Origin of the sequence: Halomonas sp. 1513 (assembly GCA_001971685.1) — a bacterium.
Taxonomy (GTDB): domain Bacteria; phylum Pseudomonadota; class Gammaproteobacteria; order Pseudomonadales; family Halomonadaceae; genus Franzmannia.
Map to the genome: position 1 here is coordinate 2496373 of CP019326.1, position 14564 is coordinate 2510936.

12 protein-coding genes are annotated in these 14564 nt (G+C 66.7%); 4 read left to right on the forward strand and 8 right to left on the reverse strand.

Features of this window, described 5'->3' with window-relative positions; genetic code table 11:
* Positions 1 to 31 precede the first annotated feature (31 nt).
* From BWR19_11325 to BWR19_11360, 8 genes are all read right to left on the reverse strand, one after another.
* Positions 32 to 1402, reverse strand: coding sequence for an urea ABC transporter substrate-binding protein (locus BWR19_11325; GenBank protein ID APX93475.1), 1371 nt, complete (start codon positions 1400 to 1402; stop codon positions 32 to 34).
* A 324-nt stretch (positions 1403 to 1726) separates the two neighbouring features.
* The gene (locus tag BWR19_11330) at positions 1727 to 3529 is read right to left on the reverse strand and encodes an acyl-CoA dehydrogenase (protein APX93476.1); all 1803 of its coding nucleotides are present in this window, start codon (positions 3527 to 3529) and stop codon (positions 1727 to 1729) included.
* 184 nt (positions 3530 to 3713) lie between these two features.
* Positions 3714 to 5210: a transporter gene (locus BWR19_11335; protein APX93477.1), complete on the reverse strand. Its 1497-nt coding sequence runs from the start codon at positions 5208 to 5210 to the stop codon at positions 3714 to 3716.
* A gap of 19 nt (positions 5211 to 5229) precedes the next feature.
* Positions 5230 to 5712, reverse strand: a complete 483-nt coding sequence (locus BWR19_11340) for a TctB protein (protein ID APX93478.1) — start codon at positions 5710 to 5712, stop codon at positions 5230 to 5232.
* 105 nt (positions 5713 to 5817) lie between these two features.
* Positions 5818 to 6816: a tricarboxylic transporter gene (locus BWR19_11345; protein ID APX93479.1), complete on the reverse strand. Its 999-nt coding sequence runs from the start codon at positions 6814 to 6816 to the stop codon at positions 5818 to 5820.
* Positions 6817 to 6987: 171 nt separating this feature from the next.
* Positions 6988 to 7728, reverse strand: a complete 741-nt coding sequence (locus tag BWR19_11350; protein APX93480.1) for a response regulator — start codon at positions 7726 to 7728, stop codon at positions 6988 to 6990.
* A gap of 46 nt (positions 7729 to 7774) precedes the next feature.
* Complete coding sequence (locus BWR19_11355; protein APX93481.1) at positions 7775 to 9502, reverse strand: histidine kinase; 1728 nt, start codon at positions 9500 to 9502, stop codon at positions 7775 to 7777.
* 76 nt (positions 9503 to 9578) lie between these two features.
* Complete coding sequence (locus tag BWR19_11360; protein ID APX94996.1) at positions 9579 to 10370, reverse strand: uroporphyrinogen-III C-methyltransferase; 792 nt, start codon at positions 10368 to 10370, stop codon at positions 9579 to 9581.
* A gap of 576 nt (positions 10371 to 10946) precedes the next feature.
* Between BWR19_11360 and BWR19_11365 the strand changes: the two genes are divergently transcribed.
* The 4 genes from BWR19_11365 to BWR19_11380 all read left to right on the forward strand — a co-directional run bounded on the left by BWR19_11365 (position 10947) and on the right by BWR19_11380 (position 14538).
* Positions 10947 to 11426 carry a MarR family transcriptional regulator gene (locus tag BWR19_11365; protein ID APX93482.1) on the forward strand — a complete coding sequence of 160 codons (480 nt, stop codon included), beginning with the start codon at positions 10947 to 10949 and terminating at the stop codon, positions 11424 to 11426.
* Between the two features lie 68 nt (positions 11427 to 11494).
* Positions 11495 to 12808 carry a homogentisate 1,2-dioxygenase gene (locus BWR19_11370; protein ID APX93483.1) on the forward strand — a complete coding sequence of 438 codons (1314 nt, stop codon included), beginning with the start codon at positions 11495 to 11497 and terminating at the stop codon, positions 12806 to 12808.
* Between the two features lie 26 nt (positions 12809 to 12834).
* The gene (locus BWR19_11375; GenBank protein APX93484.1) at positions 12835 to 13878 is read left to right on the forward strand and encodes a 2-keto-4-pentenoate hydratase; all 1044 of its coding nucleotides are present in this window, start codon (positions 12835 to 12837) and stop codon (positions 13876 to 13878) included.
* 15 nt (positions 13879 to 13893) lie between these two features.
* Entirely contained in the window at positions 13894 to 14538 is a 645-nt protein-coding gene (locus BWR19_11380) for a maleylacetoacetate isomerase (GenBank protein ID APX93485.1), read from the forward strand.
* Positions 14539 to 14564: the final 26 nt, after the last annotated feature.

The following is a 14564-nucleotide window of genomic DNA, read 5'->3' on the forward strand; positions in this document are numbered from 1 at the left end:
CCCACCGCTGGGCGGCGGGGCCAGGGTGCTATCACTCTTCGGCGAGGGCTTCTTCGGCTTCTTCGGCCGCGGTGCTGCCGCCGCAGGAGCCGGTGGCCACGTTGTAGTTGCCGCAGCGCATCGGCGCCTGCCAGTCGGCCATCAGGTCACGCGAACCCGGCAGGAAGTCGGACCAGGCGTCGCCGGCCACGGTGGACGGGGTCTGCCAGACGATGTCGAACTGGCCGTTGTCCTGGACCTCGCCGATCAGCACCGGCTTGGTGATATGGTGGTTGGGCATCATCGCCGCATAGCCGCCTGTGAGGTTGGGCACCGCCACGCCGATGATCGCGTCCTTGATGGCATCCGGATCGGTGGTGCCAGCCTTGCGCACCGCCTCGGCCCACATGTTGAAGCCGATGTAGTGGGCTTCCATGGGATCGTTGGTGACGGCCTCTTCGTCGCCGGTGTAGTCGATCCAGGCATCGATGAAGTCGTAGTTCTCATCGGTGTCGACGCTCATGAAGTAGTTCCAGGCGGCCAGGTGGCCGACCAGCGGGCCGGTGTCGATGCCGGACAGCTCCTGCTCACCCACCGAGAAGGCGATGACCGGAATATCGGCGGCGTCGATGCCCTGGTTGCCCAGCTCACGGTAGAACGGCACGTTGGCATCGCCGTTGATGGTCGAAACCACCGCGGTGGGCTTGCCCTCTTCGCCGAAGCGGCGAATCTCGCTGACGATGTTCTGCCAGTCGGAGTGCCCGAAGGGGGTGTACTCGATCATGATGTCCTCGTCGGCCACGCCGTGCTCTTCCTTGAGGAAGGCTTCGAGGATGCGATTGGTGGTGCGCGGATAGACGTAGTCGGTGCCGATCAGCGCGAAGCGTTCGATACCCACTTCGTTGATCAGGTACTCCACCGCCGGAATTGCCTGCTGGTTGGGCGCGGCACCGGTGTAGAAGACGTTCTCGGAGGACTCCTCGCCTTCATACTGCACCGGATAGAACAGCAGGCCGTTGAGCTCCTCGAACACCGGCAGCACCGCCTTGCGCGACACCGACGTCCAGTTGCCGAAGACCACGTCGACTTCGTGCTGCTCGAGCAGTTCGCGAGCGCGCTCGGCGAACAGCGGCCAGTTGGAGGCCGGATCGACCACCACTGCCTCGAGCTCGCGACCCAGCAGGCCGCCCTGCGCGTTCTGCTGCTCGATGAGCATCTCGACGGTGTCCTTGAGCACCGTCTCGCTGATCGCCATGGTGCCCGACAGCGAGTGAAGGATACCGACCTTGATCGGATCGTCGGCCAGCGCCTGGCCGGCACCGGTCAGGGTACCGGCGGCCAGCATGGCGGCGATGAGACGACGGGGAGTAAAGGATGCCTTGGGTGCGTTCACGAGATTCTCCTTGCGGAACCTGGTTGTTATGCGCCTGTGGAGGGGCCTGGCCCACTACCGCGGCGTGGTGTCCAGCGACACATCAGCCAACGTCCGGCGATTCGGCGCGGCTGTCGCAAGGAAGCTATCGCAAGGGTTATGCCAACCGCGCACTGGACGGTTTTTTGCGTTCCTTTTCAATCACCTACATACAAATAACCGATCCCGCAAACCCTTAGTGCGCACCATTGCCGTGCATCTCTTCTTCGCTGCACCCCCTTGATGCGCCATAACAGGGAATCGCTGCGCACCCAAGCGGTGCAAAAAAATGCCGCCCTGAGGGCGGCACGGTCATAGTCGCGAGAAGGCCATCGCTTACAAGGGATAGAAGGCCGACTCGTCGAGGGCCATCAGCGGCTCGGCACCGGCGCGGATCTGCTGTTCCAGCGCCAGGGTGTGAGGCAGCATCCGCGCAATGAAGTGGCGCCCCACCGTCAGCTTGGCTTGGTAGAAAGCAGCGCCGGCCGGGCCATCCTGGTGGAGACCACGCTCGGCGGCGCGGGCCATCTTCCACCACATCCAGGCGTAGGTGACGTGGCCGAACAGCTGCAGGTAGTCGTGGGCGGCGGCGCCGAGCTCCTCGGGGTGGCCGTCGGCCCTTGCCAGCAGCTCGTCGGTGACCGCCTCGAGGCGTGCCAGCTCCTGCTCACAGGCGCGCTGGAACGGCGCCAGGGAATCGCTGGCGTCGCCGGCCAGGTCGGCGCGCATCGCCTCGGCGAAGCGCTCGACGTAGGCGCCGCGATTGCGGAACAGCTTGCGCCCCACCAGATCCATGGCCTGGATACCGTTGGTGCCCTCGTAGATCATCGCGATGCGTGCGTCGCGCACGTACTGCTCGGCGCCCCACTCCACGCAGTAGCCGTTGCCGCCGTAGAGCTGCTGCGCCTCGACGGTGGCGGCGAAGCCGCGGTCGGTGAGAAACGCCTTGGCCACCGGGGTCAGCAGCGCCACCAGGTCGGCGGCCTGCTCACGCGCCGCGGCATCGGGGTGAAACTTGACGCAGTCGAGCTGGCTGCCGACGAAGGCGGCGAAGGCCCGGCCGCCCTCGTTCCAGGCGCGGGTATTGAGCGCCATGCGACGCACATCGGGATGCACCAAAATGGGGTCCGCGGGCTTGTCCGGGGCCGCCGGGCCGCTCGGGGCACGGCTCTGCAGGCGCTCGCGGGCGAAATCCATGGCGCTCTGATAGGCCACTTCGCCGAGACCCAGCCCCTGGATGCCGATCGACAGCCGCTCGTAGTTCATCATGGTGAACATGGTCGCCAGGCCCTGGTGGGGCGCGCCGATCAGGATGCCCTCGGCGCCGTCGAAGTTCATCACGCAGGTGGCGCTGCCCTTGATGCCCATCTTGTGCTCGAGGCCGCCGCAGCTCAGCGCGTTGCGCTCGCCGAGGGTGCCGTCGGCATTGACCTTGACCTTGGGCACCAGGAACACCGAGATGCCGCGGGAGCCGGCGGGTGCGTCGGGCAGCTTGGCCAGCACCAGGTGGACGATATTGTCGACCATGTCGTGCTCGCCGCCGGTGATCCAGATCTTGCTGCCGGTGATCGCGTAGCGGTCATCGCCGAGCGGCTCGGCACGGGTCTTGATCAGCCCCAGGTCGGTGCCGCAGTGCGGCTCGGTGAGGCACATGGTGCCCAGCCACTCGCCGCGGTGCATGGGTGGCAGGTAGGCCTGCTTGATGGCCTCCGGCGCGTACTGGTCGAGCAGCAGGGTGGCGCCGTTGTTGAGTGCCGGGTAGAGCGCGAAGCTGGCGTTGGTGGCGTAGAGCATCTCCTCGAAGGCCACGGTGAGCATCTTGGGCAGGCCCTGGCCGTCGTAGTCGGGATTGCCGCCGAGCCCCAGCCAGCCGCCCTCGGCGAGGGTCTTGCAGGCCGCCTTGAAGCCGGCAGGCGTGGTGACCTCGCCGTCCTTGAGATGGCAGCCCTCGGCGTCGCCGCTCTGGTTGAGCGGGAACAGCTCGGCCTCGGTCACCTTGGCGCCCTCCTCGAGGATGGCGTCGGCGAGCTCGGCACCGAACTCGGCGGTGGCCGGCATGGCAGCCCACAGCGTAGGAGCCTGCATTACCTCGTTGAGGACGAAACGCATATCGGTCAACGGTGCCCGGTAAAAGGCCATGGTCTCTCTCCTGATCGACGGCGGCACCCTCCAACGCAGCACCGGCCAAAATTCAAACGCTTGCTTGAATTCTAGACCAGTCACCCACGCCCTGTCATAGCGACCTTGGGCGTAGACCGCCAATAGCAACGCGGGGGCGCCGGCTGTGCCGACGCCCCCGCGAGGGTAGTGCTAGCCAAGAACCTTAGGCGCGGGCGCGCGCCCCGGCAATGGCCTTCTTGACCAGCGGCAGGATCAGCGACAGCGCGGCGATGATCAGCAGCCACATGGAGATCGGCTTGTCGATGAAGATCGACCAGTCGCCGCCGGAGATCTGCAGCGCGCGGCGCATCGACTCCTCCATGATGTCGCCGAGGATCAGCGCCAGGATCAGCGGTGCCGCGGGGAAGCCGAACAGCCGCATGCCCAGGCCAATCAGGCCGAAGCCGAGCAGCAGCAGCAGGTCGAACACGCTGAAGCTCATGCCGTAGACCCCGACCATGCAGAAGATCAGGATCAGCGACAGCAGCAGCGGGCGCGGCATGTCGAGGACCTTGGCGATCAGCGGGATCAGCGGCAGGTTGAGCACCAGCAGGAAGATGTTGCCGATGTACATGCTGGCGATCACGCCCCAGAACACGTCCGGGCGGCTCTCGATCATCGCCGGCCCCGGGGTCACGCCCATCACCAGCAGCGCACCCAGCAGCACGGCGGTGGTGCCCGATCCCGGCACGCCGAGGGTCAACAGCGGCACGAAGGAGCCGGTGCAGGCGGCGTTGTTGGCCGATTCCGGCGCCGCCACGCCCTTGATGTTGCCTTTGCCGAAGGTATCACCGTCCTTGGCCAGGCGCTTCTCCATGCTGTAGCCGAGAAACGAGCCGATGGTCGCGCCGGCGCCCGGCAGTACGCCGGTGAAGAAACCCAGGATCGAGCTACGCCCGATCGGGGCGGCAATTTCACGACACTCCTTGCCGGTGAGCTTGAGCGAGCCAATGGCATTGCGCGGCGGCTGCTTGCCGCCGCCACCGCGCAGCAGCATGTAGAACACCTCGGCCAGGGCGAAGATCCCCAGCGCCACCACCAGGAAGTCGATGCCGTCGAGCAGGTGGGCGCTGCCGAACGTATAGCGCTCGGTGCCGGTCTGCAGATCGATGCCGATGATCGAGATCATTACCCCGATCACCGCGGCGATCAGGCCCTTGACCAGCGACTTGTCGGACAGCGAGACCACCGCGGTCAGGCCCAGCACCATCAGCGAGAAATACTCGGCGGGACCGAAGCTCACCGCCACGCGGCCGAGCATCGGCGCGACCAGCATCAGGAAGATGATCGACACCGTGCCGCCGATGAAAGAGGAGTAGGCGGCAATCGCCAGCGCCTTGCCGGCCATGCCCTGCTTGGCCATCGGGTAGCCGTCGAACGAGGTGGCGACGGTGCCGGCGACGCCCGGCGCGTTGAGCAGGATCGACGAGGTCGAGCCGCCGAAGATTGCGCCATAGTAGACGCCGGCCATCAGGATCAGGCCCGACGACGGCTCCATGGCAAAGGTGATCGGGATCATCAGCGCCAGGGCACTGATCGGCCCCAGGCCAGGCAGCATGCCGATGATGGTACCGGCGAACACCCCGAAGAAGACGTAGGCGATGTTCATGGGCTCCAGCGCAATGCCGAAGCCGTACATCAGATTCGTGAAAGCTTCCATGGATTACCCTCCGGCCAGATTAGAACGGCAATACGCCGGTGGGCAGATAGACGCCCATGATACGAGTCAGGGTCAGGTACAGCGTCAGCACCACGCCTAGCGATACCGCCAGATTGATGCCGTGACGGGCAAAGCCGTAGTACCAGGCCAGCCCGAAGGCCAGCGTCGACGACGCCAGTACGAAGCCGAGTATCGGCAGCAGCACCGCGTAGGTGGCAACCGCCACCGAGGTGATCACCACTCGTGACCAGGGGCGCAGCAGCAGCGGCAGCGCCTGCTCGTCGGGATCGAGTTCGTCGGGAATGTCCTGGTTCTGGGGTTTCTCCAGGAACAGCAGCAGCGAGAGGCCGAGCAGCGTGAAGCCCAGCACCTTGGGAAACAGGTCGGAATCGACCGGGCGCGGCAGCGGAAAATTGGGAATCTGCCAGGCCATGGCCAGGTAGCCGGCGGCGACCAGCGCCAGGCACAGCGCCAGGATCTGGTTAACGTTGAGTCGTGTCATGAGGAGTCTGCCCCGAACCCTGTGAAAGCGGATTCAAGTGTCGCATTCGAGAATGCGTGGGCCTCGCCAAGCGAGGCCCACGCCGCAGCAGCGTTGCGTTGTGGCTTAGTCGCCGAGCAGGCCGAGCTCGCTCAGCACTTCGCTGAACAGCTCCTTTTGCTCGTCGAGGAAGGCGCCGAACTCTTCGCTGTCCTGATAGGCATCGAGCCAGCCCAACTGGTCGCGGGCGTCGGCCCAGCCGTCGGTCTCGAGCATCTCGGCAAAGAGGTTCTCGTAGTAGGCCACCGCCTCTTCCGGCATGTCCGGTGTGCCCATCACGCCACGCCAGATGTCGAAGGTGTAGTCGATGTCCTGCTCGAGGTAGGTCGGAATATCGGCCAGGGAACCCCCCAGACGCTCAGGCGCAGACACGCCCAGCGCACGCAGGTCGCTGTCTTCACCCAGCTGGCCTGCGGCTTCGCCGGCGCCGGTGATCACCGCCTCGACGTGACCGCCCATCAGGTTGGTCATGGCTTCGCCGCCGCCGGAGAACGGGATGTAGTTGACGTCGGCGGCGTTGAGGCCAGCGGCCGAGGCCAGGCCGGCAATGGAGATGTGATCCATGGAGCCCGGGGCGCTGCCGCCACCGACGCTCAGGCTAGCGTTCTCGGCCATCGCCTCCAACAGGTCGTTGAGGCTCTGGTACTCGGAGTCGGCCGGCACCAGCACGATGGAGTAGTCGGTGATCAGGCGCGCGATCGGCGTGAAGTCGGTGTGGTCGTAGCGCGAGGTGCCGGCCAGCGGTACCAGGATGATCGGCGGGCTGGTGGCGAAGATCTTGTGCGGGTTGCCTGCGTCGCGGGCGATCTGCGCCCAGGCCACGGCACCGCCGCCCCCCGGAGTGTTGATCGCGGCGAAGTTACGCTCGGCCAGGCCCTCTTCCTGAATCACCCGCGAGGTGGTGCGCACCAGGGTATCCCAGCCACCACCCGGGTTGGCCGGGGCGATGAACTCGACAGAGCTGGTCGGCTGCCAGTCATCGGCCTGGGCAGTGGCGGCGCCGAAGGCCATGGTGGCGGCTAGCGGCAGGGCCAGGAAGGATAGACGGGTAAGTTTGGCGGTCATGGCGTTCTCCACATGTTGCTTTGGTTGTTATCGGCACACTGGCGGTGCCTCGATATCACTCGACTTGCACCCTAGTTCAAGGCGAATCGAACCGACAAGCTTGTGGCGATAAACGATAAAAAGCGCATAAGCGGCATTTTGTGCATTCTGCTCACGGCGCCATCCCGGCCATTATCCGCCCTCGCCCAGCCACTCGCCGGCGCTGCCCTCCAGCCGATAGCGGCGTTCCGGCCTACCTACATCACCATAGCCCAGTTCGGCGCGGGCCACGTTTTCGGCGACCAGAAATTCCAGGTAGCGGCGTGCCGTGGAGCGGCTGGCACCGATGTGCGTGGCCAGCTGCATGGCGGTGAGCGGGCCGCCCTCCTCACGCAGTGCGGCGACCACGGCCCCCAGCGTCAGGCGGTCGATGCCCTTGGGCAGCGCCGCGCGCCCGGTAGGTGATGGCTTGTCGGCGCTGGCGCGCATGCGCCCCAGGGTGCGGTCGAGCTCCTCCTGGCTCATCTCGGCCTTGTGGTCGAGCGCGGCACGCTCCTGACGGAAGCGGCGCAGCATCTGCCCCATGCGCTCGCTCTCGGTGGGTTTGATCAGATAGTCGAAGACGCCGCCGCGCAGCGCCTCGGCGATGGTCTCGACCTCCTTGGCGGCGGTGATCATGACGATATCGAGATGCGCGTGACGGCGGCGCATCTCCCACAGCAGTTCGAGCCCCTCGACGTCGGGGATATAGGCATCCAGCAGTACGAGATGGATGCTGGCCGCGTCGCGGGCGAGGATCGCCATCGCTTCGGCGCCGGTCTTGGCCATGCCGACCACCTCGAAGCCATCGCTCTGCTCGATGAAGGCGCGATTGATATCGGCGATACGGAAATCGTCCTCGACGATCAGGATCCCATACACGGGTTCACTCATCTGCGTCCCTATTGTTGTAGGCGTTACTGACGTGTGGTCGCCCTGCTCAGGCGTTGCTGGCGCTGGCCGCACGGCACAGCGTCTTGTCGAGCACCACGGTGAAACCGGCACCGCCCAGCTCGCTGTCCTCCAGGGTGATGGCGCCACCGTTTTCCTGGCACAGGCGGCTGACCAGCGCCAAACCGATGCCGCGATGCTTGCCGGGCTTGGTCGAGAACCCCTCGTTGAAGATCGACTCGATCTGCTCGGGCGGCACACCGGGGCCGTTATCCTCGACCTCGATCAACAGCTGCTCGCCGAGGTCGGTGAAGAACAGCCGCACCCGCGGCTGGCGTGGCCCGGCATCGGCATCCAGGCCGGCGGCACTGGGCGTGCCGATGCCCTGCACTGCGGCGTAGCAAGCATTGTCGAGCAGGTTGCCGATCACCGTCATCAGCACCTCCTGGCCGTGCAGGGTCAGCGGCGCACTCAGCGAGCTCTGCTCGTCGATCTCGAGGACCACTCCCAGCTCCCGGGCACGTGTCAGCTTGCCCATCAGGGTACCACTGAGGACCGGGTCGGCGACGTGGCCCATCAGAAACGCCATCTGCGCCTGGGCCCGCTCGCTCTCCTGATGAATCAGCGCCAGCGCCTCCTTGACCCGGTCGAGCTGCAGCAGGCCGGAGATGGTGTACAGCTTGTTGGAAAACTCGTGGGCCTGGGCACGCAGCATATCGACGTCGCGGGTCACCGCGCTCAGCGCCTGGGACAGGTCGACGATCTCGCGCCGGCTGCGGAAGGTGGCCACCGCGCCCTCCACCATGCCCTCGTGAATCACCGGCACCCGGTTGACCACCACCGGGTGGTCGCCCAGCCACATCTCCTGGTCGAACTGTCGCTCGCCGCTGTCGAGCACCTCCATCAGCCGCGAATTGGGCACCACGTCCTGGACCGGCTGGCCGAGCACTTCGCGATCGCTGGGCAGGTCGAGGAAGCGCCGCCCCTGCTGGTTGAGCAGGGTGATCTCGCCGTCGTGATTGACCGCCAGGATACCTTCGTGGATCGACTGCAGGATGGCCTCCTTTTCCATCGCCAGACGGGCGATCTCGTGGGGCTCGAGCCCCAGGATCACGCGCTTGAGATGGCGCGACAGGCCGTAGGCACCGGCGAACCCGAACACGATCATCATCGCCACCAGCAGCCAGCCGAGGCTGGTATGCTCGCCGACGTCGAGCTCGACACGATCGAGCATGAAGCCCACCGAGACGATGCCGATGATATTGCCGTCGTCGTCGAACACCGGGGTCTTGCCGCGCATCGCCTCACCCAGCGAGCCTTCGGCCTCGGAGACGTAGGACTCGCCGTGGATCAGTGCCCTGTCGTTGTCGCCGCCGACCATCGGCAGGCCGAGCCGCTCCTGCAGCGGATGGGAGTAGCGGATGCCCTCTTCATCGCCGACCACCACGTAACGCGCGCCGGTCTCGCGGCGGATGCGCTCGGCGATGGGCTGGATGGTAGCGCTGGGATCGTCGTCGTCGAAGGCCTCGATCAGGGCCGGGATGCTGGCGACCGACAGCGCCACCGAGAGCGCGCGCTGACCAATCTGGTCGGCAATGATCTCGGCCTTGCGATGATTGAGATAGGCGCCCTGGGCAAGCAGCATGCCGGCCAGCAGCGCCCCCACCAGCAGCATCACCTGCAGCCGGAAGCTGCGCAGCTTCAAGCCGCGGCGGGTGCGACCACGCCGCCGCCAGCGGGCGACTTCGGCGATGAATTCGGGACGGGTGGAGGGCATCGGGAGCCTCGGGGAGCGTGCGACACTGCATTGTCGCACGCCGGGGGCGCCGATCAAGCCATCTGGCCCCAAGGGCTCAGGCGCTGTCGGCGTTGGCCTCGGGGGTGGGGTGCTTACCCTGCTGCCAGCCGCCGCTGCCGGCCCCGCGCGGGTCGAACCACGCCAGGCGCGCATGCAGCGCCACTACCTGGCCTACGATGATCAGCGTGGGCGGCTTGATCGTGCCCGCCGCCACCTCCGCCGGCACATTCAGCAGGGTGCCGACATGCACCCGCTGGCGCGCCGTGGTGCCCTGCTCGATCAGCGCTAGCGGAGTGTCGTCGGCCAAGCCGTGGGCGCGCAGCTCGGCGCTGATGATCGGCAACCCGCCCAACCCCATGTAGAACACCAGCGTCTGGCCGGGGTGAGCCAGGGTTGCCCAGTCGAGATCGCAGCTGCCGTTCTGCAGATGGCCGGTGATGAAGCGCACCGACTGGGCGTGGTCGCGGTGCGTCAGCGGAATGCCGGCATAGGCGCCGCAGCCGGACGCCGCCGTGACCCCGGGGATTACCTCGAAGTCGACGCCGGCTGCCGCCAGGGTCTCGAGCTCTTCGCCGCCGCGACCGAAGATGAACGGGTCGCCGCCCTTGAGGCGCACCACGCGCTTGCCCTGGTGCGCCCAGTCCACCAGCGCCTGGTTGATGCCCTCCTGGGGCACGCTGTGGTGGGAGCGAGCCTTGCCGACATAGAAGCGCTGCGCCTGGTGATTGGCCATGGCCAGGATCTCCTCGCTGACCAGGCGGTCGTGGAGGATCACCTCGGCGAGCTGCAGGCGCTTGAGCGCCTTGAGCGTCAGCAGTTCGGGATCGCCCGGACCGGCCCCCACCAGGGCGACCTGGCCGCGCGGGAAGTCACGGTGATTGGCCAGGTCGACATCGACGGTGGGCGGGGAAGAAGAGGAGTCGGCCATTGAAAGAACCAAAAAGAATAAAAGAGGCGATATATATTACTAAGTTTAGAGCATCGCGACAGACGCCGCCAGCCTGTGGCACATACGACACTGCCCCGCCGGCCGCGGCCGACGGGGCAGTAAATGGCGCTCCAGGCGGGATCAGGCGTCGCGCGCACGCCGCAGGCGCGGGCTGGCCACCTCGCCCGGGTCCATGCCGTTGGCGAAGATGATCGGGAAGATCGCCAGGCCGGCCATTAGCGCCACCACCTTATCGGCAGCCGCCATGCTGCAGGTGGTGCGGACAATTGAGCTGCGGTCGGGCAGATAGGCGTCGTAATATAACGTTACTTTTGAAACGATATGCCTCGTGGAGTGCCCCCGACAAGCGCTGATCAACGGCGGCTTCCCCGACCGCACCAGAAAATCGTCACGAAAACCTGACACCTGCACCCGAGCACCATCCCACGCTCCCCTCGGTTACACTGGGCATGACCTCGACCGACACGACACAGGATCCTCGCCGTGAGCCACGCCCCCTCTTCGCCGCCGCCCGAGCTGCAGCTGGAGCAGTTTCTGCCCTATCGCCTGGCCCATCTCGCCGAGCGCATCAGCCAGTCGCTGGCCCAGATCTACGCCCGCGAGTTCGAACTCAGCATCGCCGAGTGGCGGATCCTGGCCTGGCTGCACCAGCGCCGCAGCCTAACCGCCAGCCAGATCTGCGAGCTCACCGACATGGACAAGGCGCGGGTCTCGCGGGCGGTCAAGTCGCTGGGCGAGCGCGAACTGCTGGCCCGCCAGCGCACCCGCCGCGACCAGCGCAGCATGCGCCTGAGCCTCACCGAGGCGGGTCAGGCGCTGATGGCCGAGGCGATCCCGCTGGCCCTGGCGTGGGAGGGCGAGCTGGTCGGCGCCCTCAGCGGCGCCGAATATCGCGACCTGTTCCGGCTGCTCAACAAGCTCGACGCGCGCCTGGATCAGCTGGTCGAGGCTTGACCCGCCCAGGGCCTCCCGCTAGATTTAGTTTCAAATGAAACAATATAAGTCTAGCCAGGAGATTCGCCATGCCCTCCCAGCATGCCGTGCCGTCGTACCACAGCGGCTTTCGCAATCACGTCTCGAGCGAGGCGCTGCCCGGCGCCCTCCCCGAGGGCCAGAATTCGCCGCAGCGCTGCGCCTACGGGCTCTACGCCGAGCAGTTGACCGGCTCGGCCTTCACCGCGCCGCGCGGCCACAACCTGCGCAGCTGGCTGTACCGCATTCGCCCCTCGGTGGTGCAGAGCGCCTATCGCCCGCTCGACCATCCGCGCTGGGCGACCGCCCCCGACGCCTCGGCGCTGGCCGATCCCAACCAGATGCGCTGGGACCCGCTGCCGCTGCCCAGCGAGCCCACCGACTTCATCGACGGCCTGACCACCCTCGGCATCAACGGCGACGTCGCCGCACAGGCCGGCTGTGGCGTGCACGTCTATGCCTGCAACCGCAGCATGCAGCGCTTCTTCTACGACGCCGACGGTGAACTGCTGATCGTGCCGCAGCTCGGCGACCTGGTGGTGCGCACCGAGATGGGTGTGCTCGAGGTGGCCAGCGGTGAGATCGCGGTGATCCCCCGCGGCGTCAAGTGCCAGGTGCGGCTGGCCGAGGGCGTCGAGACGGCGCGCGGCTATGTGTGCGAGAACTACGGCGCGCCCTTCGAACTGCCCGGGCTTGGCCCGATCGGCGCCAACGGCCTGGCCAACCCCCGCGACTTCCTGGCCCCGGCCGCCACCTATGAGGACGTGTCGGGCGAGTTCGAGCTGCTGGCGCGTTTCGCCGGCCGGCTGTGGGTGACCCGGCTCGACCACTCGCCGCTGGACGTGGTCGCCTGGCACGGCAACTACGCGCCCTACAAGTACGACCTGGCCCACTTCAACACCATCAACACGGTGAGCTTCGACCACCCCGACCCGTCGATCTTCACCGTGCTGACCTCGCCCTCGGACACCGCGGGCATGGCCAATCTCGATTTCGTGATCTTTCCGCCGCGCTGGATGGTGGCCGAGAACACCTTCCGCCCGCCCTACTTCCATCGCAACCTGATGAGCGAGTTCATGGGCCTGATCCACGGCGAGTATGACGCCAAGGCCGAGGGCTTCGTGCCCGGCGGTGCCAGCCTGCACAACTGCATGTCACCCCATGGCCCCGACGCCGAGACCTTCGACAAGGCCTCCAGCGCCGCCCTCGAGCCGCAATACCAAGGTGCCACCCTGGCCTTCATGTTCGAGAGCCGCTACCCGTTCCAGACCGTGCCCGGCGCCCGCGATGCCGACTTCCGCCAGCGCGACTACGTCGATGTCTGGTCGACGCTGCGCTCGCACTTCGACGCCGAGCGGCCCTGACCCCTGACGACAAGGATTCCACCACGATGAAACTCGCCACTCTCAAGCTCGACCCCAAGCAGCAGCGCCGCGACGGCGAACTGGTGATCGTGTCCCGCGATCTGCGCCAGGCCGTCAGCGCCAGCGATATCGCCGACACCCTGCAGCAGGCCCTGGAGAGATGGGACGCCGTCAGCCCCCGCCTCGAGCAGCGCTACGCCGAGCTCAACGCCGGCAGCGCCATGGGCACCTTCGCCCTGGAGGCGAAGTCCCTGCATTCGCCGCTGCCGCGCAGCTACCACTGGGCCGACGGCTCGGCCTATCTCAACCACGTCAAGCTGGTCCGCCAGGCGCGCGGCGCCGAACTGCCGGAGAGCCTGTGGAACGACCCGCTGATGTACCAGGGCGGCGGCGACGCCTTCCTCGCCCCGCATGAAGACATCGAAGCGGTCAGCGAAGAACACGGCATCGACTTCGAGGGCGAGATTGCGGTGATCACCGACGACGTGCCCATGGCGGTGACGCCGCAGCAAGTCGCCGGCCATATCAAGCTGATCATGCTGGTCAACGACGTCAGCCTGCGCGGGCTGATCCCCGGCGAGCTGGCCAAGGGCTTCGGCTTCTTCCAGGCCAAGCCAGCCTCGAGTTTCTCGCCGGTCTGTGTCACCCCCGACGAGTTGGGCGACGCCTGGCAGGACGGCCGCGTGCACCTGCCGCTGACGGTACACCTCAACGGCGAAAAATTCGGCGAACCCGAGGCCGGGCCCGACATGATCTTCGGCTTCCCGGAGCTGGTGGCCCACGCTGCCAAGACCCGCCACCTGGGCGCCGGGGCCATCGTCGGCTCGGGCACCGTGTCCAACCCCGACCCCGACGGCGGGCCGGGCAAGCCGATCAGTGAAGGCGGCGTGGGCTACAGCTGCCTGGCCGAGGTGCGCATGGTCGAGAAGATCCTGTTCGATGAGATCAAGACGCCCTTCATGCGCTTCGGCGACCGGGTGCGCATCGAGATGTTCGACCGCCAGGGCCACAGCATCTTCGGCGCCATCGACCAGCAGGTGGTGAAGTACCAGCCCCACAGCGGCCAATAGGCGCAGGAGCCAGCCATGACCACGCTATACGGTTACTACCGCTCCTCGGCGGCCTACCGGGTGCGCATCGTCCTCAACCTCAAGGGCCTGACCTACGACCAAGTGCCCGTAGACCTGGTGACCGGCGAGCAGCGCGGCGCGGCGCACCTCACCCGCCAGCCCCAGGGGCTGGTGCCCAGCCTGGAGACCGATGACGGGGTCCAACTGACTCAGTCGCTGGCGATCTGCGAGTACCTCAATGAGTGCCACCCCACCCCGCCGCTGCTGCCGGCGGACCCCGCCGGGCGGGCGCGGGTGCGCGCCCTGTCGCAGCTGATCGCCTGCGAGATGCATCCGCTCAACAACCTGCGCGTGCTCAGGTACCTGGTGGATGAGCTGGGCGCCAGCGACGACGCCAAGCTGACCTGGTACCGCCACTGGATCGCCGCGGGCTTCAGCGCGCTGGAAGCCCAGCTCTCCCGCGCGGCGGGGGGCGGTGACTTCTGCCACGGCGACTCGCCGACGCTGGCCGATATCTGTCTGGTGCCCCAGGTGTTCAACGCCGAACGCTTCGACTGCGACCTCGGCGACTACCCGCGCATCAGGCAGATCGTCGCCCACTGCCGTGCCCTGCCAGCCTTTGCCCAGGCCGCGCCGGCGGCGCAGCCCGACGCACGCTAATACTCCCACCCACGTCACGATGCGGC

Coding starts and splice junctions, on each gene's coding strand:
- BWR19_11375 (APX93484.1), top strand. CDS start 12,835: ATGAAACTCGCCACTCTCAAGCTCGACCCCAAGCAGCAGCGCCGCGAC.
- BWR19_11370 (APX93483.1), top strand. CDS start 11,495: ATGCCCTCCCAGCATGCCGTGCCGTCGTACCACAGCGGCTTTCGCAAT.
- BWR19_11350 (APX93480.1), bottom strand. CDS start 7,728: ATGAGTGAACCCGTGTATGGGATCCTGATCGTCGAGGACGATTTCCGT.
- BWR19_11380 (APX93485.1), top strand. CDS start 13,894: ATGACCACGCTATACGGTTACTACCGCTCCTCGGCGGCCTACCGGGTG.
- BWR19_11345 (APX93479.1), bottom strand. CDS start 6,816: ATGACCGCCAAACTTACCCGTCTATCCTTCCTGGCCCTGCCGCTAGCC.
- BWR19_11335 (APX93477.1), bottom strand. CDS start 5,210: ATGGAAGCTTTCACGAATCTGATGTACGGCTTCGGCATTGCGCTGGAG.
- BWR19_11355 (APX93481.1), bottom strand. CDS start 9,502: ATGCCCTCCACCCGTCCCGAATTCATCGCCGAAGTCGCCCGCTGGCGG.
- BWR19_11330 (APX93476.1), bottom strand. CDS start 3,529: ATGGCCTTTTACCGGGCACCGTTGACCGATATGCGTTTCGTCCTCAAC.
- BWR19_11340 (APX93478.1), bottom strand. CDS start 5,712: ATGACACGACTCAACGTTAACCAGATCCTGGCGCTGTGCCTGGCGCTG.